At 66.9% G+C, this 21,618-nt stretch carries 21 protein-coding genes and 1 riboswitch; of the genes, 11 read left to right on the top strand and 10 right to left on the bottom strand.

Translation table 11 applies throughout. The features are described from left to right. Positions 1-6 precede the first annotated feature (6 nt). From E8L99_RS06445 to E8L99_RS06430, 4 genes are read right to left on the bottom strand one after another with little or no spacing between them, the layout of a single operon-like run. On the bottom strand, positions 7-531 hold the full coding sequence (locus E8L99_RS06445) for a DUF934 domain-containing protein (RefSeq protein WP_137098768.1): 525 nt from the start codon (positions 529-531) through the stop codon (positions 7-9). A 4-nt stretch (positions 532-535) separates the two neighbouring features. Continuing rightward, positions 536-2,194: a nitrite/sulfite reductase gene (locus tag E8L99_RS06440; RefSeq protein WP_137098767.1), complete on the bottom strand. Its 1,659-nt coding sequence runs from the start codon at positions 2,192-2,194 to the stop codon at positions 536-538. A gap of 24 nt (positions 2,195-2,218) precedes the next feature. After that, positions 2,219-2,536: a DUF2849 domain-containing protein gene (locus tag E8L99_RS06435; RefSeq protein WP_137098766.1), complete on the bottom strand. Its 318-nt coding sequence runs from the start codon at positions 2,534-2,536 to the stop codon at positions 2,219-2,221. A gap of 4 nt (positions 2,537-2,540) precedes the next feature. Then, positions 2,541-2,759 (bottom strand): hypothetical protein, encoded by a 219-nt coding sequence (locus tag E8L99_RS06430; RefSeq protein ID WP_137098765.1) that lies wholly within the window; start codon positions 2,757-2,759, stop codon positions 2,541-2,543. A 314-nt stretch (positions 2,760-3,073) separates the two neighbouring features. Between E8L99_RS06430 and E8L99_RS06425 the strand changes: the two genes are divergently transcribed. From E8L99_RS06425 to E8L99_RS06405, 5 genes are all read left to right on the top strand, one after another. Beyond that, positions 3,074-3,748, top strand: a complete 675-nt coding sequence (locus E8L99_RS06425; protein ID WP_137098764.1) for a response regulator transcription factor — start codon at positions 3,074-3,076, stop codon at positions 3,746-3,748. Beyond that, on the top strand, positions 3,745-5,097 hold the full coding sequence (locus tag E8L99_RS06420; RefSeq protein WP_137098763.1) for an ATP-binding protein: 1,353 nt from the start codon (positions 3,745-3,747) through the stop codon (positions 5,095-5,097). Before E8L99_RS06425 ends, E8L99_RS06420 begins: the two co-directional genes overlap by 4 nt. A 189-nt stretch (positions 5,098-5,286) precedes the next feature. Beyond that, the gene (gene cysE / locus E8L99_RS06415; RefSeq protein ID WP_252511357.1) at positions 5,287-6,123 is read left to right on the top strand and encodes a serine O-acetyltransferase; all 837 of its coding nucleotides are present in this window, start codon (positions 5,287-5,289) and stop codon (positions 6,121-6,123) included. 95 nt (positions 6,124-6,218) lie between these two features. Then, positions 6,219-6,758, top strand: a complete 540-nt coding sequence (locus E8L99_RS06410) for a cupin domain-containing protein (RefSeq protein ID WP_137098761.1) — start codon at positions 6,219-6,221, stop codon at positions 6,756-6,758. Positions 6,759-6,870: 112 nt separating this feature from the next. Continuing rightward, positions 6,871-7,977 (top strand): alkene reductase, encoded by a 1,107-nt coding sequence (locus tag E8L99_RS06405; protein WP_137098760.1) that lies wholly within the window; start codon positions 6,871-6,873, stop codon positions 7,975-7,977. Positions 7,978-8,049: 72 nt separating this feature from the next. On the opposite strand, the gene E8L99_RS06400 is transcribed toward E8L99_RS06405, so the two are convergent. The 3 genes from E8L99_RS06400 to E8L99_RS06390 form a co-directional block, all read right to left on the bottom strand. Then, the gene (locus E8L99_RS06400; protein ID WP_168201588.1) at positions 8,050-11,640 is read right to left on the bottom strand and encodes a PAS-domain containing protein; all 3,591 of its coding nucleotides are present in this window, start codon (positions 11,638-11,640) and stop codon (positions 8,050-8,052) included. Between the two features lie 201 nt (positions 11,641-11,841). Then, positions 11,842-12,459, bottom strand: coding sequence for a class I SAM-dependent methyltransferase (locus tag E8L99_RS06395; protein WP_137098758.1), 618 nt, complete (start codon positions 12,457-12,459; stop codon positions 11,842-11,844). Between the two features lie 47 nt (positions 12,460-12,506). After that, positions 12,507-12,833, bottom strand: coding sequence for a hypothetical protein (locus tag E8L99_RS06390; protein ID WP_137098757.1), 327 nt, complete (start codon positions 12,831-12,833; stop codon positions 12,507-12,509). A 64-nt stretch (positions 12,834-12,897) separates the two neighbouring features. Here E8L99_RS06390 and E8L99_RS06385 point away from each other — a divergent pair, with 64 nt between their 5' ends. After that, positions 12,898-13,476, top strand: a complete 579-nt coding sequence (locus E8L99_RS06385; protein ID WP_137098756.1) for a hypothetical protein — start codon at positions 12,898-12,900, stop codon at positions 13,474-13,476. Positions 13,477-13,514: 38 nt separating this feature from the next. Here the strand turns inward: E8L99_RS06385 and thiC are convergent, their stop codons facing one another. Together thiC and E8L99_RS06375 are read right to left on the bottom strand one after the other, a co-directional pair. Further along, on the bottom strand, positions 13,515-15,374 hold the full coding sequence (gene thiC / locus E8L99_RS06380) for a phosphomethylpyrimidine synthase ThiC (RefSeq protein WP_137098755.1): 1,860 nt from the start codon (positions 15,372-15,374) through the stop codon (positions 13,515-13,517). A 26-nt stretch (positions 15,375-15,400) separates the two neighbouring features. Then, complete coding sequence (locus E8L99_RS06375; protein ID WP_137098754.1) at positions 15,401-16,009, bottom strand: thiamine phosphate synthase; 609 nt, start codon at positions 16,007-16,009, stop codon at positions 15,401-15,403. 59 nt (positions 16,010-16,068) lie between these two features. Further along, a riboswitch (TPP riboswitch) is annotated at positions 16,069-16,191 on the bottom strand. Positions 16,192-16,313: 122 nt separating this feature from the next. Here E8L99_RS06375 and yghU point away from each other — a divergent pair. Beyond that, positions 16,314-17,186: a glutathione-dependent disulfide-bond oxidoreductase gene (yghU, locus tag E8L99_RS06370; protein WP_137098753.1), complete on the top strand. Its 873-nt coding sequence runs from the start codon at positions 16,314-16,316 to the stop codon at positions 17,184-17,186. A 1-nt stretch (position 17,187) separates the two neighbouring features. Continuing rightward, a complete protein-coding gene (locus E8L99_RS06365) occupies positions 17,188-18,000 on the top strand; it encodes a hypothetical protein (RefSeq protein ID WP_137098752.1) in 813 nt (270 codons plus the stop codon). A 3-nt stretch (positions 18,001-18,003) separates the two neighbouring features. Here E8L99_RS06365 and E8L99_RS06360 read toward each other — a convergent pair whose 3' ends face one another. Continuing rightward, on the bottom strand, positions 18,004-18,705 hold the full coding sequence (locus E8L99_RS06360; protein ID WP_137098751.1) for a lysophospholipid acyltransferase family protein: 702 nt from the start codon (positions 18,703-18,705) through the stop codon (positions 18,004-18,006). A gap of 250 nt (positions 18,706-18,955) precedes the next feature. On the opposite strand from E8L99_RS06360, the gene argB reads away from it, so the two are divergent. The 3 genes from argB to E8L99_RS06345 are packed head-to-tail and all read left to right on the top strand — an operon-like array spanning position 18,956 to position 21,532. Then, on the top strand, positions 18,956-19,852 hold the full coding sequence (gene argB, locus E8L99_RS06355) for an acetylglutamate kinase (RefSeq protein ID WP_137098750.1): 897 nt from the start codon (positions 18,956-18,958) through the stop codon (positions 19,850-19,852). Beyond that, entirely contained in the window at positions 19,779-20,840 is a 1,062-nt protein-coding gene (locus E8L99_RS06350; protein WP_137098749.1) for a DUF1036 domain-containing protein, read from the top strand. The genes argB and E8L99_RS06350 overlap by 74 nt, the downstream gene beginning before the upstream one ends. After that, on the top strand, positions 20,837-21,532 hold the full coding sequence (locus E8L99_RS06345) for a pyrimidine 5'-nucleotidase (protein WP_137098748.1): 696 nt from the start codon (positions 20,837-20,839) through the stop codon (positions 21,530-21,532). Before E8L99_RS06350 ends, E8L99_RS06345 begins: the two co-directional genes overlap by 4 nt. The last annotated feature ends 86 nt before the right edge of the window (positions 21,533-21,618 follow it).

The raw sequence follows: 21,618 nt of genomic DNA, 5'->3' as shown, positions 1-21,618 counted from the left end.
CCAACCCTACAGAACTGTGCCGGCCTTGCGCTGGCGCAGCCAGGGTCGCGCGCCCGGTTGGGCTTCTGAGACTTCGCGCGCTGCCGGCTGGTAGAAGTGCCCGACGCTGACGATCCTGCCCTCGGCGAGCGCCTTGATCGTGCCCTCGTGGACGATCTCGAAGGCGTCGAAGCCGACACGGGCCAGGAACACGATCTGGTCGCGCAGGATGTCGCCGGCAGCGCGGATCTCGCCGGTGAAGCGATGGCGCTCGCGCAGCAGGCGCGCCTGCGAATAGAGCCGGCCGTCGGAATAGCGCGGGATCACCATGCGCACGAGGGCGAGGCGCGGCAGGATCTCCTCCAGACCATCGACCTTCTCACCGGAGGCCAGGACGAGCCCCGCCGGGCCGTTGCGGCTGGCGAGCGCCGGCCATTCCGCCAGCAGGCGCGCCTTCGGCAGGGCGACTGCGCCGGAGCCGGGGATCGGCTCGTCCTCGGCTGGGAAGGTCCAGTCCTCGGCGACGAAGGCGCCGTTGCGATAGAGCGCCATGGTCTCAGGCCTCGGCATAGAGGGCGTCGCGGAACGGCGCCTCGCCGACCCGGCGATAGGCGGTGAGGAAGCTTTCCTCGGGCGCCGTGCGGATCTTCAGATAGGTGTCGACGATGGTCTCGACGGCATCGACCACCTCGTCGGAGGAGAAGCCGCGGCCGACGATCTCGCCGATCGAGCAGCTCTCGTCACCCGAGCCGCCAAGCGTGATCTGGTAGAATTCCTCGCCCTTCCGGTCGACACCGAGAATGCCGATATGGCCGACATGGTGGTGGCCGCAGGCATTGATGCAGCCGGAAATCTTCAGCTTGAGATCGCCGATATCGGTCTGCCGCTCGATGGAGGCGAAGCGCTCGGAAATGCGCTGGGCGACGGGAATCGAGCGGGCATTGGCGAGCGCGCAATAGTCGAGGCCGGGACAGGCGATGATGTCGGTGATGAAGCCGGCATTGGGAGTGGCAAGGCCTGCGTGCTTCAGCGCCGCATAGACCGCCGGGATATCGTCGAGCCGGACATGGGGCAGGACGAGGTTCTGCTCGTGGCTCACCCGGATCTCGTCGGCGGAATAGCGCTCGGCGATGTCGGCGATGGCATCCATTTGGCAGGAGATCGCGTCACCAGGCGGCAGGCCGACGGGCTTGAGTGACACCGTAACGATGCTGTAGCCGGGTGTCTTGTGAGCATGGAGATTGCGGGAGAGGAAGCGGGCGAGCTCCGGATCCGCGGCCTTGGCGCGCTCCAGCACATCGGAGCGGGCCGGCAGGCGCTCAAGCGTCGGAGGGGCAAAATAGGCAGCGATGCGGGCCACTTCCGCTTCGGGAAGCGTCAGGCTGGCCTTGCCGAGAGCGGCGAATTCGGCCTCGATCTGCCGCTTGATCTCCTCCTCGCCCGTCTCGTGGACCAGGATCTTGATGCGCGCCTTGTACTTGTTGTCGCGCCGGCCATCGAGGTTGTAGACGCGCAGGATCGCCTCGCAATAGGCCAAGAGATCGGCTTCTGGCAGGAAATCCCTGACCTTCTTCGCGATCATCGGGGTGCGGCCCTGGCCGCCGCCGACCCAGACCGAGAAGCCCAGTTCGCCGGCTGCGTTGCGCTTCACCTCCAGGCCGATGTCATGGACCTGAATGGCCGCGCGGTCGTTGGGCGAGCCGGTCACCGCCAGCTTGAACTTGCGCGGCAGGTAGGCAAATTCCGGGTGCAGGGACGACCATTGCCGGAGAATCTCGGCATAGGGCCGGGGATCGGCGACCTCGTCGGCGGCAGCGCCCGCGAAATGATCCGCCGTGACGTTGCGGATGCAATTGCCCGAGGTCTGGATGGCATGCATCTCCACCTCGGCCAGTTCGTTCAGGATCGCCGGCACGTCCGACAGCTTGATCCAGTTGAACTGAAGGTTCTGCCGCGTGGTGAAATGACCGTAGTCGCGGTCATAGGTCCGCCCGATATGGGCCAGCCGGCGCATCTGCCTGGACGACAGCGTGCCGTAGGGAATGGCAATCCGCAGCATGTAGGCGTGGAGCTGGAGATAGACGCCGTTCATCAGCCGGAGCGGCTTGAACTGGTCCTCGGTCAGCTCGCCCGAGAGACGCCGCGCCACCTGGTCCGAGAACTCGGCGACACGCTCCTGGACGAAGGCCTGGTCGAACTCATCGTAGCGATACATCGTGACCTCGGGGGAGCGCTCTTCTCACAGATGCGCGAAGGCTTCGGGCGGCAGCGGAACCGTTGGCCCGGATGCGCGGATGAGCTCGCGCAACGCGGCGGGACGCACGACGTCGCCATCGCGAACGACCTCGATGAGAACCGGCTCCACTACCAGGCAGGCCTGGGCATCGGCCTGGCCGCGGGCAAGGAGATCCGCCGCGGCCTCCGGGTCCTCGGCGACCTCGGCATGGGCGACGTCAATCGACCAGGTGCCATCGCGATGACGGAACACCACCGCGCCCGATCCAAGATCATTGGCGGTGACGACGACAGGCTTGTACGGCCGGGCGGGCTTGGCCATGGGGCTACCTGAGCGCCGCCGTGGCCTGGTGGCGCGCGCCTGCGGCTGGGGTGACCGCACCCGATGCAAGGGCCAGCGGCGCCGGAGCGGCAGGGCGGGCGATCGCGAAGGGATCGGGCGGCGTCTCGCCACGCACGAAAATCGTCGTCACCAGCACCAGCCCGAACGCCAGCAGCATGCCGGCGACATCCATCAGGCGCGGTGATCCGGGGCGGCGATCCATCGTGGAATCCTGGGCAGACGACCGTCCGCAATGACGGTCAAGGCCCTTCAGAAACGCAGAAAAGCTCGACTGTTCAAGGGTCTGGCCGAGAAAAGAACATCCTCTCCTGGGAACGGCTCGCGCGGAGAAGGAGCGCATCGTGGAGCCGGCATCCGGGAGATGGTCCTGCCCCCGGCCCGTCCTGCCAACCGGGCGATCCGCCACCGACCAGCGCACAGGACCCACTCCTCGGCCCGGTTGCGTCCGGCGTCAGGGCGGGCGACATTGAGGACCGGCGGGCGAACCCGTCACGACATGGCAGAGGGCCAACCGGCGTGCGCGTCCTGGTGGTTGAAGACGAAAAGCGGATCGCAGCCGACGTGAAGGCTGCCCTCACCACGGCTGGCTTCGTCGTGGAAACCAGCTTCGACGGCGAGGATGGCTGGTTCCGCGCCGACAGCGAGGATTTCGACGCGATCGTGCTCGATCTCGGCCTGCCGTTGATGGACGGGTTCACGATCCTGAAGAAATGGCGCCAGGCGGGCCGGCTCATGCCGGTTCTGCTGCTCACCGCGCGCGACAACTGGCGCGACAAGGTGGCGGGCATTGATTCCGGTGCCGATGACTATCTCACAAAGCCCTTCCACATGGAGGAGCTGGTCGCCCGGGTGCGCGCGCTGACCAGGCGCGCCAGCGGCTATGCCTCGCCGATCCTGAAAGTGGGCGATGTCGAGGTCGACACCCGCCAGAAGAGCGTGTCGGTGCAGGGACGGGGCCTCGCGCTGACGCCGCTCGAATACCGGCTGCTGACCTATCTGATCCACCAGAACGGCCGCGTCGTGTCGCAGAGCGAGCTTGCCGCCCATATCTATGATCAGGACAAGGAGCACGATTCCAACGCGCTCGAGGTTCTGGTGGCGCGGCTGCGCAAGAAGCTCGGCGTGCCGGTGATCGAGACACGGCGGGGCCATGGCTATGTGATCAGCGACATGCCGGCGGGCGGAGCGTGATCCTTCGCTCGCTTCGCCGTCGCTTCGCCTTCGTCGCGGGCGCCGCTGTCATTGTGGCGCTCGTCGCGGCGGGGTTCGCCCTGAACTATATCTATGAGGACAATATCCGCGCCCGCGCCATCGGCGAGGTTGGCGACGAATTGCGCGCCCTGGCCGCCAATGTGCTGGTCGGCGACGATGGCCGGATCACGCTGACCGTCCAGCTTCCCGACCCGCGTTTCCGGACGCCCTTTGGCGGCTATTACTGGCAGGTGGGCCGCGGCCGCACCATCGAGCTCCGGTCGGAATCGCTGATGGGCTTCACCATCGACTGGCCGGCGATGCCCCCAACCGGCAATGACCTCGCCATCTACGAGCGGCCGGCGCCCGAGGGGCGGCGCATGCTGGTGCTGGAACGCCGCGTTGTGCTGCAGCGAGGGACGGCCACCACAACGATCCGCATCGCGGTCGGCCTGGACCAGGGGGAGCTCGACGAAGCGCGCACCGCCTTCATGCAGTTCGCGGGGCTGTCGCTGGCATCTCTCGGTATCGCGCTGATCATGGCCTTGTGGTTTGCCACCCGTGTCAGCCTCGCGCCGATGGATGCGCTGCGGCAGGCGCTGACCGCCGTCCATGACGGCCGGCGCAAGACCGTCGAGGGCTTGTTCCCCGACGAGGTGCGGCCGCTGGTCGATGACCTCAATGCCCTGCTCGATGCCCGAAATGCGGATCTGCTCGCCGCGCGGGCCCGTGCCGGCGATCTTGCCCACGGGTTGAAGACACCGCTGGCGGTGCTGTCGTCGATCGCGCGCCAGCTGAAGGAAGCCGGCCAGGTTGCTATCGCTGCGGAGGTGGACGGCGAGATCGCCCGGATGAGCCGGCATGTGTCGCGCGAGCTGATGCGTGCCCGCGCCGGGGTCCGCGCCTTCCGCAGGACGGATGCGACCGTGATCCGCCCGGTGGCCGAGATGCTGTCCAAGGCCTTGTCGCTGCTGCCGTCGGCCACGCCGATCGAGATCAGCAACCAGATCGGCGCCCAGATCACCGTCGCCATGGACGAGGGCGACCTGACCGAAGTGCTCGGCAATGTCGCCGACAATGCGCGCAAATGGGCCAAGTCGCGGGTGATCCTGCGCGCCGAGGCGCTGGCCGATGGGGGCGCCCGCATCATCGTCGAGGATGACGGGCCGGGCCTGCCGGAAGGCGGCGTGTCCTTCGAGATCGAGCGCGGCAAGCGCCTGGATGAGCAGGTCGAGGGATCGGGCTTCGGGCTTGCCATCGTGAAGGACCTGACCGAGGCCTATGGCGGTGAACTGGCGCTCGGGCGCTCGGCTCTCGGCGGCCTGAAGGTCGAGATCATCCTGCGCTGACGGGTGGATCCTTCTCTCCGACTCGTCGTTCGCAGTGCGATTGTTCTCTCCGGGCGTTCTGCGCCAGGTCATTGTTCTACAACATTCTTTTGACTTGATCTTTGTGCGCTGCGGGACTTGTCTCTTGCGCCCTGACCCCGGTTGCGGAGCAATCCCTTGGCCTCGAACCCGTCCCGCGCCGACCGCGTCTTGCGGCTGGTGCCCCAACCCGAAGCGGAACGCCGCGACCTCGCCTGGCAGCGCCTGCGCGCCGAGGCACAGACGGTCGTCGATGGCAGCCCCGAGCTGGCGACCCTGGTCCTGCGCACCATCGTCAACGCGCATTCTCTGGAAGATGCGGTGGCCCGGCGGGTGGCCGGAAGGCTCGCCGGCGCCGATCTGGCGCAGGACGTGCTGTACGATGCCTTCAGCCGCGCCATGGATGACGACAGCACCATCGTCACGGCCATTCACGCCGATCTCGCCGCAGCCATCGACCGCGACCCGGCGACCGACCGGCTGGTGGAGCCCGTCCTGTTCTTCAAGGGCTTCCACGCGATCCAGACCCACCGCTTCGCGCACTGGATGCTGACGAAGGGCCGGCGCGACTTCGCGCTCTATCTGCAGAGCCGGTCTTCCGAAATCTTCCAGACCGACATCAATCCAGCCGTACCCATGGGCCATGGCATCTTCCTCGACCACGCCACCGGCCTGGTGGTCGGCGAGACCGCCGTGATCGGCAACAATGTCTCGATCCTGCAGGGCGTGACGCTTGGCGGGACTGGCAAGGAGAGCGGCGACCGCCATCCCAAGGTGCGCAATGGCGTGCTGATCGGCGCCGGCGCCAAGATCCTCGGCAATATCGAGATCGGCCATTGCGCGCGTGTCGCCGCCGGTTCCGTGGTGCTGCAGGCGGTTCCGCCCAATACGACGGTGGCCGGCGTGCCCGCCAAGGCGGTCGGCACGGCGGGCTGCGCCGAGCCGGCGCGCTCGATGGACCAGATCCTCAGCCGCGAGGCCGCCGAGTCCTTCGTCTACGTGATCTGACCGGCAGCCCTGCACCTCGGCGCCAATGTGGCCTGTCGATCCGCCGGGTCGGTTCGCGCTAGAGTCCGCCATCGATCATTCGGGAATTGCACGCCATGTCCGGCCATGACCACGACCACCATGACCACCACCATCATGGCGACGGCCCCCACCACGAGCATCACCACGACGCGGCCGCCGATCCCGATCGCTGGAAGCATGACGGCATCCGGGTGATCCCGGCCGACAAGCTCGATCCGAACGTGCCCTCGACCGCCGGCATGGACCGCAAGGCCGCGATCAATTTTGCCCGGGTCGGTGCGCAGAAACTGTGGGCAGGTACCGTCACCATCCGCCCCGATGCCAAGACCGGCGCCCATCACCACGGTCATCTCGAAAGTGTGATCTATGTGGTGCGCGGCCGTGCCCGCATGCGCTGGGGCGAGAGCCTGCAATTCGTCGCCGAGGCCGGCCCGGGCGATTTCATCTTCGTTCCGCCCTATGTGCCGCATCAGGAGATCAATGCGAGCCCGGATGAGGTGCTGGAATGCGTCCTCGTGCGCTCCGACGGCGAAGCCATTGCGGTCAACCTGGACATCGAGCCGGTCGAGAAGCCGGAGTCCGTGCTGTGGATCGACCCGATTCATCGGGGCTGACCCGCGCGCATCGCTATGGTGCGGCGCGGTAGCCATTCCCATTTGCAGCTTGTCCTTCTCCCCCGCGGCGAACGGCCGAGGCCAGCGCCGCTTTTTCTGTCAGGTCCATTCCATGAGCAACGAGCCCAAACTCTTCACGCCGGTCCAGATCGGCGACCTCTCCCTCAAGAACCGCGTCGTCATGGCGCCGCTGACACGCAACCGCGCCGACCACGGCCCGGACACCGCGAGCGCGCTGTCGATCACCTATTACCGCCAGCGCGCCGGCGCCGGCCTGATCATCACCGAAGGTACGCAGGTCTCGCAGCAGGGCCAGGGCTATGCCTGGACGCCCGGCCTCTACAGCGACGCGCAGGTGGCTGCCTGGCGCAAGGTGACCGATGGCGTGCATGATGCCGGCGGCCTGATCGCCGCCCAGATCTGGCATGTCGGCCGCATCTCGCACGCCTCGCTCCAGCCGAATGGCGGCGCGCCGGTTGCGCCTTCCGCCATCAATGCCGGAACCAAGACGTTCATCCCGACAGGCTTTACCGATACGTCGGACCCGCGCGCGCTCGATGCCGGCGAACTGGCCGGTGTTGCCGGCGACTTCGCGAAGGCCGCCGCCAATGCCCTCAAGGCCGGCTTCGACGGCATCGAGATCCACGGCGCCAACGGCTACCTGATCGACCAATTCCTCAAGGACGGTTCCAACACCCGCACCGACAGCTATGGCGGCTCGGTCGAGAACCGCGCCCGCTTCCCGCTGGAGGTGGTTGACGCCATCCTGAAGGTCTTCCCGAAGGGCCGGCTCGGCATCCGCCTGTCGCCGGTGAGCCCCGCCAACAATGCGGTGACCAGCGATCCGGCCGAGGTGTTCGGCTATTTCGCGGCCGAATTGTCGAAGCGCGGCATCGCCTTCATCCATGTCGTCGAGGGCGCCACCGGCGGCCCGCGCGACAATATGGCCTTCGACTATGCGGCGCTGAAGAAGGCGTTCTCCGGCGCCTATATCGCCAATAACAGCTACACCCGCGACCTCGCCATCGACGCTGTCGAGGCCGGCCGCGCCGACGCTATCGCCTTCGGCCGGGCCTATATCGCCAATCCGGATCTGGCCGAGCGGCTGAAGCTGAATGCGCCGCTGAACGAGCTGAAGGGCCGCGAGACGTTCTATGGCGGCGGTGCCGAGGGCTATACCGACTATCCCGCGCTGAACCAGGCGCAGGCTGCCGAATAAGCCTGGCGGCCATCACGATCCTGAGCGGCGGTGCACCGGGAGGTGTGCCGCCGTTTCCATATGGACTTCGCGTCAGGCCGCCCTTGAGCGGGCGCGGTGTGTCTCGATCAGGGCGCGGGCGTCCGCGGTCGGCAGCGGCTTGCTGATCAGATAGCCCTGGACCTCGGTGCAGCCATATTGGCGGATCATGGCCAGCTGCTCCTCGGTCTCGACGCCCTCGGCGGTCGTATCGATGCCGAGGCTGGCGCCCAGGCTCGCCATGGCGCGGATGATCGCGGCATTGTCGGTGTTGCGGTCGAGATCGGCGATGAACGAGCGGTCGATCTTGATCTTGTCGAAGGGGAACGAGCGCAGGTAGCTGAGCGACGAGTAGCCGATGCCGAAATCGTCCATCGAGATGCGGATGCCGAGCGCCCTCAGTTCATGCAGCGTGGCGATCGTCGCCTCGTCGTTCTGCAGCAGCACGGCCTCGGTGATCTCCAGCTCCAGGCGGCGCGGCGACAAGCCGGAATTGCCCAGCGCGCTGATGACGGTGGCGACGAGGCTGTGGCCCTTGAACTGCAGCGGCGACAGGTTGATCGCCACCTTGGCGGAAGCCGGCCAGCGCGCCGCCTCCTCACAGGCGGAGCGCAGCACCCATTCACCGATCGACTGGATGAGGCCGGTTTCCTCGGCCACGGGAATGAAGTCGGACGGCGGCACGTTGCCGCGCACCGGGTGGTTCCAGCGCAGCAAGGCCTCGAAGCCGGACAATGTCAGGTCCTCGGCCCGCACCTGCGGCTGATAGACCATGTGGAATTCGCCATTGGCGAGCGCCTGGCGCAGATCGAGCTCAAGTTCGCGGCGGGCCTGGATGCGCGCGCTCATGTCCGCCTCGAAGAAGCGGAACATGGCGCGGCCGTCAGCCTTCGCGCGGTAGAGCGCGAGGTCGGCGCATTTCATCAGGTGGTCGGCGGTGGTCGAATCGGCCGGCGCCATGGCGATACCGAGGCTGAGGCCGGTATTGATGATGTGGCCGTCGATGACGAAGGGCTCGGCCATCAGCCTGACCAGACGGCGCGCCAGCCGCTCCGCCGCGGGCTTCGAGGTGTTGCGCAGGAGAACGGCGAATTCGTCGCCACCAAGGCGGGCGAGCGTGCCGGCGTCGCCGACCGCGTCGGTCAGTCGCTCGGAGACCAGGCACAGAAGATGGTCGCCGACCGGATGACCAAGCGTGTCGTTGACCCCCTTGAAGTGGTCAAGGTCGAGGCAGATCAGCGCCAGCGACTCGGCCCCGCCGGTCACCTCGACCAGGCCCTGCTCCATGGTCTGCAGGAACAGCACGCGGTTCGGCAGGCCGGTCAGCGCATCGTGATGCGCCATGTAGGCGATGTTCTGTTCCGCCGTGTGCCGCTCGGTGACGTCCTCGTGGGTAGCCACCCAGCCGCCGGGCATGGCGCGGTAGATCACCTGGAAGTAGCGGCCGTCGGCGAGCTGCTTCACCGTGACGAAGTTGCCGGCCTTGAGACTGTCGTGATAGCTGGTCAGCAAGTCATCTGCTGTCCTGCCGACATAATTGCCGACCGCCAGCGAATGCTCGACGATTGCCCGCATGGTTGCGCCCGGCTTCACGATGTCGGCGGACATCCCATACATCTCGAGATAGCGCTTGTTGCAGACGATGAGGTTCAGATCCTCGTCCAGCATGGCGAGACCATGGGCCATGTTGTTCAGGGCCGCATCGAAGCGCTGGTTCTGCTCGCGCTCCTGCTCGGCGGCGCGCTCGCGCTCGGTGATGTCCTCGAAGGTCGCCACCCAATTGCCATTCGACATCGGATGGTTGCGGATCGCCACGATCCGGCCGTTGCCGAGGCGGCGTTGCAGCACGGCCCCGGTATTGTTCATCAGCTGGCTGCAGAAGCTGTTGAAGATCTGGTCCACATCGCTGTCGCGCGGATGCACGCCAGCCTCGATGCACTCGGCGGTGAGCTCGCGCAGCGGCTTTCCAAACGGCACTTGCTCGGGTGTGCGCGAGTAGAGGTCGAGGTAGCGCTGGTTGCGGATGACCACATTGAAATTGCTGTCGAACACGGCGAGGCCGTGCGCCATGCTCTCGAGCGTCGCATCAAGCAGCAGTTTCTTCTCGAATAGCTGGGCGACCGCCGCGGCCCGTTCTGCCTCGGCACGGCGCGACTCGGTGACGTCGTCGAACGTGCCGACCCAGCCGCCATTCGCCATGATCGACAGCGTGACCTCGATGAGCCGGCCGTCGGCCATCCTCTGATCGTAGCTGCGGCGCCCGCCCTCGGCGAGCGAGGCAAGCCGCCGCTCGACCAGGTCATCGGCGGTGACGCCGGGATAGATGCCCTTGGTGACGCCGTGCTCGAACACGCCCCTCAGCGTGATGCCGGGCTTCACCACCTCGCGATCGGCGGAGAACATCGTGACATAGCGCTCGTTGCAGACGATCAGCCGGTGATCGGCGTCGAACATGGCGAGCGCCTGCGACATGTTGTTGAGGGCGGCGTCGAAGCGATGGTGCTGTTCGCGCAGCGTCTCGGCCGTGCGCTCGCTCTCCGTGACGTCCTCGCCGGTCACGATCCAGCCACCGCCGGGAGCCTGCCTGCTGCGCGTTGCGATCACCCGGCCATCGGCCAGGCGACGGGTATGGGTTTGATCCGCGCCGCTGTACATGCGTGTCCGCGCATCGGCATAGACCCGGTCGAGATCGGCGTCGCTATACTGACCGCGCCGGGCAATGTGTTGCACCATCTCGCGCAGCGAGATCCCCGGCTTCACAACGCCTGGGTCCATGTCGAACATCGTCATGTAGGTGTCGTTGCAGACGATCATCCGCTCGTCGCAATCGTACATGGCCAGGCCGTGGGACATGTTGTCGAGCGCCAGGCTGAAGCGGCTGTGCTGCTGGCGGAGCTCCTCGGCGACGCGCTCGCTCTCCGTGATGTCCTCGCAGGTGACCACCCAGCCGCCCTGTTCCATCGGCCGGCTGTGGGTGACGATGGTGCGCCCATCGCCGAGCCGGTGCCGGTTGCCGCCCCGCGGGCTGTCGACCAGGCGGGCGCGCGCGCCCTGATAGAAGGCCTCGGGATCGACGTCGCCATGGGCGCCGATGCTGCAGGCGTGGTAGGCGACCTCGCGCAGCGTCGCCCCGGGCTTCACCACGGACGGGTCCAGCCCGAAGGTTTCGACGAAGCGGGCGTTGCAGACGGTGAGGCGCTCGTCCGGACCATACATGGCCAGGCCATGCGACATGTTTCCGAGCGCCTGGCCGAAGCGCGCCACCTGGTCGCGCAGTTCAGCTTCCAGGCTGGTCTGGGCGCTGATGTCGCGATAGCTGGTGACCCAGCGGCCGTCGCCCACCGGCTCGAAGGTGATGGACAGGGTGCGGCCGTCCGGCAGCAGGCGGTGCTCCTCGAGCCGTTCGTTGCGGGCCAGCATGGCCAGCCGCTCGTCGCAGATGGCGTCGAGGCGCGCCTCGTCGAGATTGCCGCTGCGGGCGGCCGCGCGCAGGAATTCGCGCATCGGCATTCCGCGGTGAATCACAGCCGGATCAAGCCGGAGGATTTCCAACAGGCGGCGGTTGAACGCCATGAGTTCGAATTGCGCCGAATAGATGCAGACGCCGTGCGCGACGGCATCGAGCAGGGCCTGATCCAGGGTCAAGGCGGACTGCGTGGCTGGCACGCCAACGGCTGCGCCTTCAACCAAACCCGCCGTGCTGTCGCGTGCCGTCATTCACCCTTGCCCCGCTATGGACAGGTTACCTTACGTCCGCAGTTGACAAATTGAGGTTAACGCGCGCGATGAATTCATCGTGAGAATTGGGGCTGGAGGCCTTCGGGGACGCCCCGCATCCTGAAGGGCTCAGCGCTTCCTCGCCGTCAGCCCGATCACCGCGGACAGGCCGGAATGGCCAGGCCCTTCCTGGAGTTCCGTCTCTTCCTCGGTGATCGCAACATCGGCGAAATCACCGAAGGCTTGCTCGAGCAATTCGCGAGTATAGAGGTTCTCGATCTGCTTCGGCCCGCCGGAGGTATAGGTGAGCTGTTTCGGCGTGTAACCGACGATGATGAGGAGGCCACCGGGCTTCAGCGCGCGGCGCATGCCGGCCCATTTCAGCGCCCGGCCCTCGGGCGGGCTGAACTGGGTGAAGATTTCCACCACCACGTCGAATGCGGCTTCCGGATAGGCCCAGGTGTGGGCATCCGCCTCGACGAAGGTGACGGCAACGCGGTGTTCGGCGGCGAGCGCACGGGCCTTGCCTTGAGCGGTGGGCGAGAAGTCGGCGGAGACGACATCCAGCCCCTGGCGCGCGAGCCAGACACCGTTGCGACCCTCGCCATCGGCCACCGCCAGCGCCTTGCCCGAGGCCGGCAGAAGCGGCTTGCAGCGGACGAGGAACGGGTTCGGCTCGCGGCCGAACCGGAACTCCGCTCCGGCGAACCGTTCTTCCCAATGGTCGAAGCCGGGCGGTCGGGTCATGGCGGCGGTCCTCCTGTCGGACGGTGTTGGCGCCCGACAGTACAGCATCATCTGGTGAAGGTGACGCCGCTCCGGCTGCAGCGGGCGGCGAGATTTCTGTGATGCAGGGCCGGCGCCGTGCGCATCTGATTGGCGCTTTGGCTCATGCACCAGTTCACATGCCGGCGGGTGTCGAATTCGTAGCGGATGTCGGAGAAGTCGCAGCCGAGGCTGTTCCCCGTCGCACCCTGCCTCACAACGCGGAACCCACCGTGGCCGGAGTTTCTGCTGCCCGCGACCTTCGGCCGGGAGAAGACGCGCCGGCACAAGTCACCCGAGCAGTCCTTCATTGACGCAATGTGAGAACATATATAGAACATCGACAATTCCCGCATGCCGATATCCGACAAACGCCGCTTGCCGTCAGACGGTCGAGGACCGCGCTGCGCTGGAGGGACCATGGCCCGCAAGGAAAGGCTCGTGCATGCCCATTGCGACGGCGTGGACTACACCTTCGTCCCCGCCGGCAGGATCACGTCCTTCCACCTCGGGGGGCCGCTGGACTGGACCGTGACCGGCCTCGACCACGGACCGCGTCGGCTCCACGCCATCGCGAAGCTCAGCGGACGGGCCATCCGGGCGCTGAGCCGGACCTATCTGTTGGATTTCCCGCTCGTCTACGGCATGTGCTTCGGGGGCGGCGACATGACCTACCGCCTCACCCACTCCCATGAGGTCGAGGTGCTGAGCATGTCCAGCACGCGATCGCTGGATGACTGGCCCTATCGCGGCTTTCCCGACCTCCTGCCCTTCGTGCCGCTGATGCTCGCGTCGGCTGTTCCGCGCAGCTATGCGGATTTCGCCAAGCGCTTCCCCAACCTTCCGGACAGGCCGGACGGGCAGCTGATCGTCTGCGTGCCGCCCCCGGCGACCATCGGCCTGTCGCTCTGGGGATCTGCCGACCTGGACGGCGTGACCATCGTCTTCGACTGCGACCTGACGACCGCGACGGTGCACTCCTACAACGTCACGACGTGACGGGGGCGCGGGCCACGCCGCGCCCCGCCCCGCTCTGCTCACAACGTCTTGTTGCTAGCCTTCACCGCGTCGGCCGCTTCCACGTACACCTTGCCGCCCATCTCGAGGAACTTCTCTGACATCTGCGCCATGCCCACCTCCTTGTCGTTCAAGGTGGCCGCATAGTCGCGCACGTCCTGGGTGATCTTCATCGAGCAGAATTTCGGCCCGCACATCGAGCAGAAATGGGCGACCTTGTGGGCCTCCTTCGGCAGGGTCTCGTCGTGATAGCTGCGCGCGGTTTCCGGATCGAGGCCGAGGTTGAACTGGTCCTCCCAGCGGAAGTCGAAGCGGGCGCGTGACAGCGCATCGTCGCGCAGCTGCGCGGCCGGATGGCCCTTGCCGAGATCGGCCGCGTGGGCCGCGATCTTGTAGGTGATGACGCCGACCTTCACGTCGTCGCGGTTGGGCAGGCCCAGATGCTCCTTCGGGGTCACGTAGCAGAGCATGGCGCAGCCGAACCAGCCGATCATGGCGGCGCCGATGCCCGACGTGATGTGGTCATAGCCCGGCGCGATGTCGGTGGTCAGCGGTCCGAGCGTGTAGAAGGGGGCCTCGCCACACTCCTTCAACTGCTTGTCCATGTTGATCTTGATCTTGTGGATCGGCACATGGCCCGGACCCTCGATCATCACCTGGCAGCCCTTCTTCCAGGCGATCTGGGTGAGCTCGCCGAGCGTCTCGAGCTCGGCGAACTGCGCCGCGTCGTTGGCATCGGCAATCGAACCCGGACGCAACCCATCGCCCAGCGAGAACGACACGTCATAGGCCCGCATGATGTCGCAGATCTCGTCGAAATGCTCGTAGAGGAAGCTCTCGCGGTGATGGGCGAGGCACCACTTGGCCATGATGGAACCGCCGCGCGACACGATGCCGGTGACGCGCTTGGCGGTGAGCGGCACATAGGCGAGGCGCACGCCGGCATGGATGGTGAAATAGTCGACGCCCTGCTCGGCCTGTTCGATCAGCGTGTCGCGGAAGATCTCCCAGGTGAGCTTGACCGGATCGCCGCCCACCTTCTCCAGCGCCTGGTAGATCGGCACCGTGCCGATCGGCACCGGCGAGTTGCGGATGATCCATTCGCGGGTGTTGTGGATGTTGCGGCCGGTGGACAGGTCCATCACCGTGTCGGCGCCCCAGCGGATCGACCAGACGAGCTTGTCGACCTCCTCCTCGATGGAGGACGAGACGGCGGAATTGCCGATATTGGCGTTGATCTTCACCAGGAAATTGCGGCCGATGATCATCGGCTCGACTTCGGGATGGTTGATGTTGCAGGGGATGATGGCGCGGCCGCGGGCGATCTCGGAGCGGACGAATTCCGGCGTGATGAAGGCCGGAACGGCGGCGCCGAAGCTCTCGCCATCGGCAATGGTGGCTTCCGCATTGTCCAACGCGGTCTTGCGGCCGAGATTCTCGCGCTCGGCGACGTAGATCATCTCCTTGGTGATGATGCCGGCTTTCGCAAACTCATACTGCGTGATCGGGGCGGAACCCACGCCGCGCAGCGGCTTGTTGGCAATCGGAAAGGCGCGCGCCAGATGCTTGCCGGCATGGCCGTTATCCTCGGGCTTCACGTCGCGGCCATCATAGGCCTCTACGCCGCCGCGCTCCATCACCCAGGACTGGCGGACGCGGGAGAGGCCCTGCTCGACATCGATGGTGACGGTCGGGTCGGTATAGGGGCCGGACGTGTCATAGACGACGACATCGGGCTCGCCGGCGCCTTCCTGCAGCGCGATCTCGCGGAGCGGCACGCGGATATCGGGCGCCGAATCCGGCACGGCGAAGATCTTGCGCGAGGCCGGCAAGGGACCGGTGGTGACGGCGGCCTTGATGTCCTTGATGGGGGCGTTCATGGAAAATCCTCCGGGATCTTGGCCGGTCAGGCCGATGCGGATGTGTAATCGAGCCAGGCCGCGACGCGGGTGTCGGGGTCGGGGCTGCCGGTGATGTCGGTGACGACGGCGATGGAATCGGCGCCGGCGGCGTAAACGTCAGGCGCGCGTTCCAGCGTGATGCCGCCAATGGCGACCAGCGGAATGGTGCCGATGCGCTTCTTCCACTGGGCGAGCGGCGCCAGCCCCTGCGGGCCGAAGCGCATGGTCTTCACCGTGGTGGCATAGATCGGCCCCAGCGCGATGTAGTTCGGACGCAGCGCCAGGGCCACGTCGAGTTCGGCCTCGTTGTGGGTGGAGAGCCCGATGGTGAGCCCGGCATTGCGGATGGCGGGGATATCGGCCTCAGCCAGGTCCTCCTGCCCAAGATGGACATGGGCCGCGCCGGCATCGAGCGCCGCCTGCCAGTAATCATTGACCACCAGCTTGGTCGCCGTGCCCTCGGTGACATCCAGCGCCTCGCGCACCAGGGCGGTGGCCTGGGCGAGCTCCAGCCCCTTGACGCGCAGCTGCACCGTGCCGGCGCCAAGCTCGGTGAGACGGATCAGCCAGGAGAGACTGTCGACGATGGGGTAGAAGCGGTCAGGATAGCTCATGCCGTCCTCCTCTTGGGGGGAACGGCGATGGCTGCGAGGCGCGCAAGGCGCCGTGTGTGGTCGTCAGGCATTCCCGTCCCTCCGCCGGCATGACCCGGATCAGGTTCAAGGGTCGCCGCGGAGCACGACTGACGTGCGGTGCGGCCTCTCAGCCCCCTCTCGGGGCCCCCCTCGGTGCAGGTCTGAATGTGACGTGTGGGCGACGGAAGTCAAGGAGGATGGGGAGCACGCTGGTATCCCTTGCCCTCGCTCCCCCTCCCGACGCACCATGCGTCCAACCTTTGCCCTCCTCTGGAGCCCCGCCATGTCCTCCGCCGATTACACCCCGCCGAAAGTCTGGACCTGGAACAAGGCCTCGGGCGGGCGTTTCGCCAATATCAACCGCCCGGTGGCGGGCGCGACCCACGAGAAGGAGCTGCCCGTCGGGCGGCATCCCCTCCAGCTCTATTCGCTCGGCACGCCGAACGGCGTGAAGGTGACGGTGATGCTGGAGGAGCTGCTGGCGGCGGGCCATACGCAAGCCGAATATGACGCCTGGCTGATCCGCATCTCGGAGGGCGACCAGTTCGGTTCGGGCTTCGTTGAGGTGAACCCCAATTCGAAGATCCCGGCGCTGATGGACCGCTCCGGGCCGGAGCCGGTGCGCGTGTTCGAATCGGGTGCCATCCTCACCTATCTCGCCGAGAAGTTCGGCGCCTTCCTGCCGGCCTCGGGCGCGGCGCGGGCCGAGACGCTGTCCTGGCTGTTCTGGCAGATGGGATCCGCGCCCTATCTCGGCGGCGGCTTCGGCCATTTCTACGCCTATGCGCCGGTGAAGATCGAATATGCCATCGACCGCTTCGCCATGGAGGTGAAGCGCCAGATGGACGTGCTGGATCGCCGCCTTGCGACAAGCGAGTATCTGGCCGGGCCGGACTACACGATCGCCGACATGGCGGTCTGGCCCTGGTATGGCGCGCTCTCCAAGGGCCTCACCTACGAGGCCGGCGAGTTCCTGCAGGTGCAGGAATACGGAAACGTGCGCCGCTGGGCCGACCAGATCGGCGCCCGCCCTGCCGTGCAGCGTGGCCGCATGGTCAACCGCATGCAGGGCGAATTGTCGAGCCAGCTGCGCGAGCGGCACGAGGCCAGCGACTTTGAGACCAAGACGCAGGACAAGCTGGAACCGAAGACCTGACATGGCGATGTGCCGGGCTCTCACCCTCTGCCTCGCGCTGGTGCTGGCGCCCCTGCCGGCGCTGGCCGCGGGGCTTGAGGCCTGCCGGCCCCTGTCGATCGCGACGCCGGCCCGCCCGCCGCGCGATGCGGTGACGTCCAGCTGGCTGAAGCCGGTGCCGGAAAACCCGGTCGGCTGCACCCATGGCATTGCCTTCGAGGCCGGCGGCGGCGCAACGCTCTGGCGCTGCCAGGTGGTGCCGCCGGACGGCAAGGACCTGCCCGAGGGCACGCCGGAACATGCCTTCCTGCTGATGCGGCCGGGCCAGCCGGTGCAGGTGCTGCCCGACGAGCTGATGGCCGGGAAGTATCAGAGCTTCGACCTGATCCGCGTCGATCTCGACGGCGACGGCACATCCGAAACGGTGCTCGCGGCCTGGAATGCCCAGAGCAATGGCATGGGCGTGCACCGCTGGACCATCCGGGTGTTCGATGCCGGCTGGAAACTGCTCGCGACCTTTCCGGAGGTGGTGGACTGGGGCAATACGAGCCTCGTGCGTGCAGCCTCCGGGCGGCGCGGCTGCGATATCGCCGTCACCCGCTATGTCGAAAGCGTCAACCGGGCAGGCCGCCCCGGCATCTCGCTGGAGGCGCGGTTCCAGCGCCTGAACGCGGGCGCCCTGGCGGAAGCCACCGACCGACCGGCGGTCCGGCGGCGCTATGACCGGACCTTCGAGGCCGCCCGCACCCGCCATTTCGACCGCAATCCGGACAGCGACAAGGGCGATGTCGCGAGGTGGCTGTCGCACCGGGATGCGCAGGCGGTGGGGCGGTAGGGCTCAGCCGATCCTGATCCGCTCGGCTTCCATCGCCTCGGCTGCCTTCTGCATCATCTCGCCGCCGGGCAGGCCTGGCGGCAGGGGCGGCAGGAAGGAGACCGTGATGGTGCCGGCACGCTTCGCGGTCTTGTCGATGTTCCAGAAGCGGCCGGAATTGACCACCACCGGCAGGACCGGCACGTCGAGCCGGCCATAGAGCAGTTCCACGCCGCGCTTGAAGTCGATGGGCTCGTCGGGCGATTTGCGCGTGCCCTCGGGAAACAGGAGGACCGGGCGGCCGTCGCCCAGCGCCTGCTTGGCGCCCTCCACCATGCGGCGCAGCGCCTGGGTGCCGAATTCGCGGTCGATGGTGATCATCGGCGAGCGCTGGAGATACCAGCCGAAGACCGGGATCTTCAGAAGCTCTTCCTTGGCGACGATGGCGACGTCGGGGAACACCACGAGCAGCGCGATGGTCTCCCAGGTGGACTGGTGATTGCAGACGATGAGGCAGGCCTTGTCCGGCCGGTTTTCCTCGCCGATGACGACATGGCGGAGCCCGACCACGTGGCGCAGCAGGAACAGGACGCCGGCCACCCAGGCGCGCGACACCGCGCGCAGGCGCGTCGAGCCGACGCCCAGGAGCAGCGGGATGATCAGGCCGAACAGGGCTGTCCAGGCACCGAGCAGGATGTCGAAGGCCTTCGAGCGGAGGGTCGTCATGGTCTCCGGTTGCCGCCTTGGGAAGCGCCCTGCGCGGGTGCGCGGGCCAGTTGCGTGATGGCTTAGGACCTGGGGGCGGTCCTGTCACCTTGGGAATTGCTGCGGCGCGTCGATTGCGGCTGGCCGAAAGGCCGATGGGCGGGGGCGCGCGATGCAGGGTGAGGGTGCCGATCCGGCCTTTCACCTTGGCCCGAAAATCAGCTAAGACCGCCGGCGTCGCCCCGTCTGGCGGCGACTGTCGGAGACCCTCATGTCCGCGAATGAACCTCTCGATGCCCAGGACATTGGCCGCATGCTCAATGAGGCCCTGCCCTATATGCAGAAATATGACGACGAGATCGTCGTGGTAAAATATGGCGGCCATGCGATGGGCGACGAGAGCGGCGCACGGTCGTTTGCCCGCGACATCGTCATGCTGGAACAATCCGGCATCAATCCGGTGGTGGTCCATGGCGGCGGGCCGCAGATCGGCCAGATGCTAGCCAAGCTCGGCATCAAGAGCGAGTTCGTCGACGGGTTGCGCGTGACCGACAAGCCGACGGTGGAGATCGTCGAGATGATCCTCGCCGGCTCGATCAACAAGCAGATCGTGGGCTTCATCAATGCCGCCGGCGGCAAGGCCATCGGCCTCTGCGGCAAGGACGGCGACATGGTGAAGGCGGTCAAGGTGAGCCGCACCACCCGCGATCCCGATTCCAATATCGAGCGCGAGGTGGATCTGGGCTTCGTCGGCGAGCCCGACAAGGTCGACACCAAGGTGCTGGACACGGTGCTCGGCAAGGACCTGATCCCGGTGCTGGCGCCGGTGGCGACATCGACGGCCGGCGACACCTACAACGTCAATGCCGACACCTTTGCCGGCGCGATCGCCGGTGCGCTCGGGGCCAAGCGGCTCCTGCTGCTCACCGACGTGCCGGGCGTGCTCGACAAGAACAAGCAGCTGATCAAGTCGCTGTCGATCGAGGATTGCCGGCGGCTGATCGCCGACGGCACCGCGACGGGCGGCATGATCCCGAAGATCGAGACCTGCATCTACGCCATCGAACGCGGTGTCGAAGGCGTGGTGATCCTCGATGGCAAGACACCGCATGCCGTTCTCGTGGAGCTTCTCACCGATGGCGGCGCGGGCACGCTCATCCACGCATAGGTTGGCTTCGGCTGCGCTCGTGGCGGCGGGGCTCTGCCTTGCCGCCACCGCCGCCCAGGCCGAGACGCGGCTGTGCAATCGCACCAGCATCGTCACCGAGGCGGCGATCGGCGTCATGGCGTCGGACACGGCGGCCACGCGCGGCTGGTTCCGGCTCGATCCCGGCCAGTGCCGGGCGATCCTGCAGACCGCCGAGGCGCCGGGCCGGCTGTTCCTGCACACCCGCGCCATCGGCGAGCCTCAGAACACCAGCCTCGGCCAGCCGGAGCATGTGACGCTCTGCGTCGGCGAGGGCGACTTCCTGGTCTCCGGCGCCACGGCCTGCGCGCGCCCGAACACCCGCATGGTGGCCTTTTCCGAGGTGCGCCCGACCGTGGTCGAGGCCATTGCCGTGCTGTTCCTGTCAGAGGCCGCCGATTACGACCTGCCGCAGGCGCGCCGCGCCGGCATCCAGCGGCTGCTCGCCCGCATGGGTTATGATCCAGGCCCTGTCGACGGGCTGGAAGGGCCGCGCACCGACGCCGCGCTGAGAAGCTTCATCGCCGACCGCGCCCTGCCCGCCGATGCCGCCGCCTCGCCCGACATCTTCGACACGCTGCTCAGCGCCTGGCGCGCCGGCGAAGGACCGGGCTTTGCCTGGTGCAACGAGACTGGCCATCGCATCATGGCCTCGCTCGGGGTCGACGAGGGCGGCCGCATCGTCACCCGCGGTTGGTATCGGGTCGATCCCGGCACCTGCCTGAAACCGCCGGTGGAGCTCGGGGCGGCAAGGGTCTATTCCTTCGCCGAAGCGGTCGACCGGGATGGGCGGCCGGTGCAGGCCGCCGGCAAGCCCCTCGTCTTCGGCGGCGACATTCCGGGCTGCGTGCGGCCCGCGGAATTCGAGATCGGCGGCACCGACTGCGCCGCCCATAATGCAAGGGCCACGGGCTTTCTCGCCGTCACCTTCGATGGCCGGCGGCGCGCCTCGGTCAGGTTCAGGGAATGACGATGACAGCGCGCGACGCCTTCGGCCATGTGGATCAGTGGATCTTCGACCTCGACAACACGCTCTATCCCGCTCACCTGTCGCTCTGGCCGCAGATGGACGCCCGGATCAAGAGCTATGTCGCCGACTTCCTGAAGGTGACGCCGGAAGAGGCCTTCGCCAAGCAGAAGGACTTCTACAAGCGCTACGGCACGTCGCTGCGCGGGCTGATGATCGAGCACGGCATGGACCCGGACGATTTCCTGCGGTTTGTCCACGACATCGACCATTCGCCCTTGCAGGCCAATCCCGAGCTTGGCGCGGCGATTGCCGCGCTGCCGGGCCGCAAGTTCGTGTTCACCTCCGGCACCCACGCCCATGTGCAGGCGGTGACGCGCCGGCTCGGCATCGACAACCATTTCGACGGCGTGTTCGACATTGTCGATGCCGGCCTCCTGCCGAAGCCTGCGCGGGTGACCTATGAGAAGTTCCTGGCCGACCATGGCGTCGACCCCACTCGCGCCGCCATGTTCGAGGACCTGTCGCGCAATCTGGAAGCGCCCCATGGGCTCGGCATGAAAACCGTGCTGGTGGTGCCGCCCAATACCCGCGAGGTGTTCCGCGAGGCCTGGGAGATGGAGGGTCAGGGCGACGATCATGTCGACTTCGTCACCGAGGACCTGACGGCGTTCCTGGTGATGCTGAGGCTTTGAGGCCGGGCCCCCATCTTGGGCCCCGGCGGCCACGTCTCATTGCCTGCATGAGCCAAGTGTGACTAGCCTCCCCGCGGTCGACCGTC

Origin of the sequence: Phreatobacter aquaticus (assembly GCF_005160265.1) — a bacterium.
Classification (GTDB): domain Bacteria; phylum Pseudomonadota; class Alphaproteobacteria; order Rhizobiales; family Phreatobacteraceae; genus Phreatobacter; species Phreatobacter aquaticus.
This window is presented reverse-complemented; position numbering and strand designations above follow the sequence as displayed.

Coding starts and splice junctions, on each gene's coding strand:
- E8L99_RS06445 (WP_137098768.1), bottom strand. CDS start 531: ATGGCGCTCTATCGCAACGGCGCCTTCGTCGCCGAGGACTGGACCTTC.
- E8L99_RS06440 (WP_137098767.1), bottom strand. CDS start 2,194: ATGTATCGCTACGATGAGTTCGACCAGGCCTTCGTCCAGGAGCGTGTC.
- E8L99_RS06435 (WP_137098766.1), bottom strand. CDS start 2,536: ATGGCCAAGCCCGCCCGGCCGTACAAGCCTGTCGTCGTCACCGCCAAT.
- E8L99_RS06430 (WP_137098765.1), bottom strand. CDS start 2,759: ATGGATCGCCGCCCCGGATCACCGCGCCTGATGGATGTCGCCGGCATG.
- E8L99_RS06410 (WP_137098761.1), top strand. CDS start 6,219: ATGTCCGGCCATGACCACGACCACCATGACCACCACCATCATGGCGAC.
- E8L99_RS06405 (WP_137098760.1), top strand. CDS start 6,871: ATGAGCAACGAGCCCAAACTCTTCACGCCGGTCCAGATCGGCGACCTC.
- E8L99_RS06395 (WP_137098758.1), bottom strand. CDS start 12,459: ATGACCCGACCGCCCGGCTTCGACCATTGGGAAGAACGGTTCGCCGGA.
- E8L99_RS06390 (WP_137098757.1), bottom strand. CDS start 12,833: ATGCGGGAATTGTCGATGTTCTATATATGTTCTCACATTGCGTCAATG.
- E8L99_RS06385 (WP_137098756.1), top strand. CDS start 12,898: ATGGCCCGCAAGGAAAGGCTCGTGCATGCCCATTGCGACGGCGTGGAC.
- thiC (WP_137098755.1), bottom strand. CDS start 15,374: ATGAACGCCCCCATCAAGGACATCAAGGCCGCCGTCACCACCGGTCCC.
- E8L99_RS06375 (WP_137098754.1), bottom strand. CDS start 16,009: ATGAGCTATCCTGACCGCTTCTACCCCATCGTCGACAGTCTCTCCTGG.
- yghU (WP_137098753.1), top strand. CDS start 16,314: ATGTCCTCCGCCGATTACACCCCGCCGAAAGTCTGGACCTGGAACAAG.
- E8L99_RS06365 (WP_137098752.1), top strand. CDS start 17,188: ATGGCGATGTGCCGGGCTCTCACCCTCTGCCTCGCGCTGGTGCTGGCG.
- E8L99_RS06360 (WP_137098751.1), bottom strand. CDS start 18,705: ATGACGACCCTCCGCTCGAAGGCCTTCGACATCCTGCTCGGTGCCTGG.
- argB (WP_137098750.1), top strand. CDS start 18,956: ATGTCCGCGAATGAACCTCTCGATGCCCAGGACATTGGCCGCATGCTC.
- E8L99_RS06350 (WP_137098749.1), top strand. CDS start 19,779: ATGGCAAGACACCGCATGCCGTTCTCGTGGAGCTTCTCACCGATGGCG.
- E8L99_RS06345 (WP_137098748.1), top strand. CDS start 20,837: ATGACGATGACAGCGCGCGACGCCTTCGGCCATGTGGATCAGTGGATC.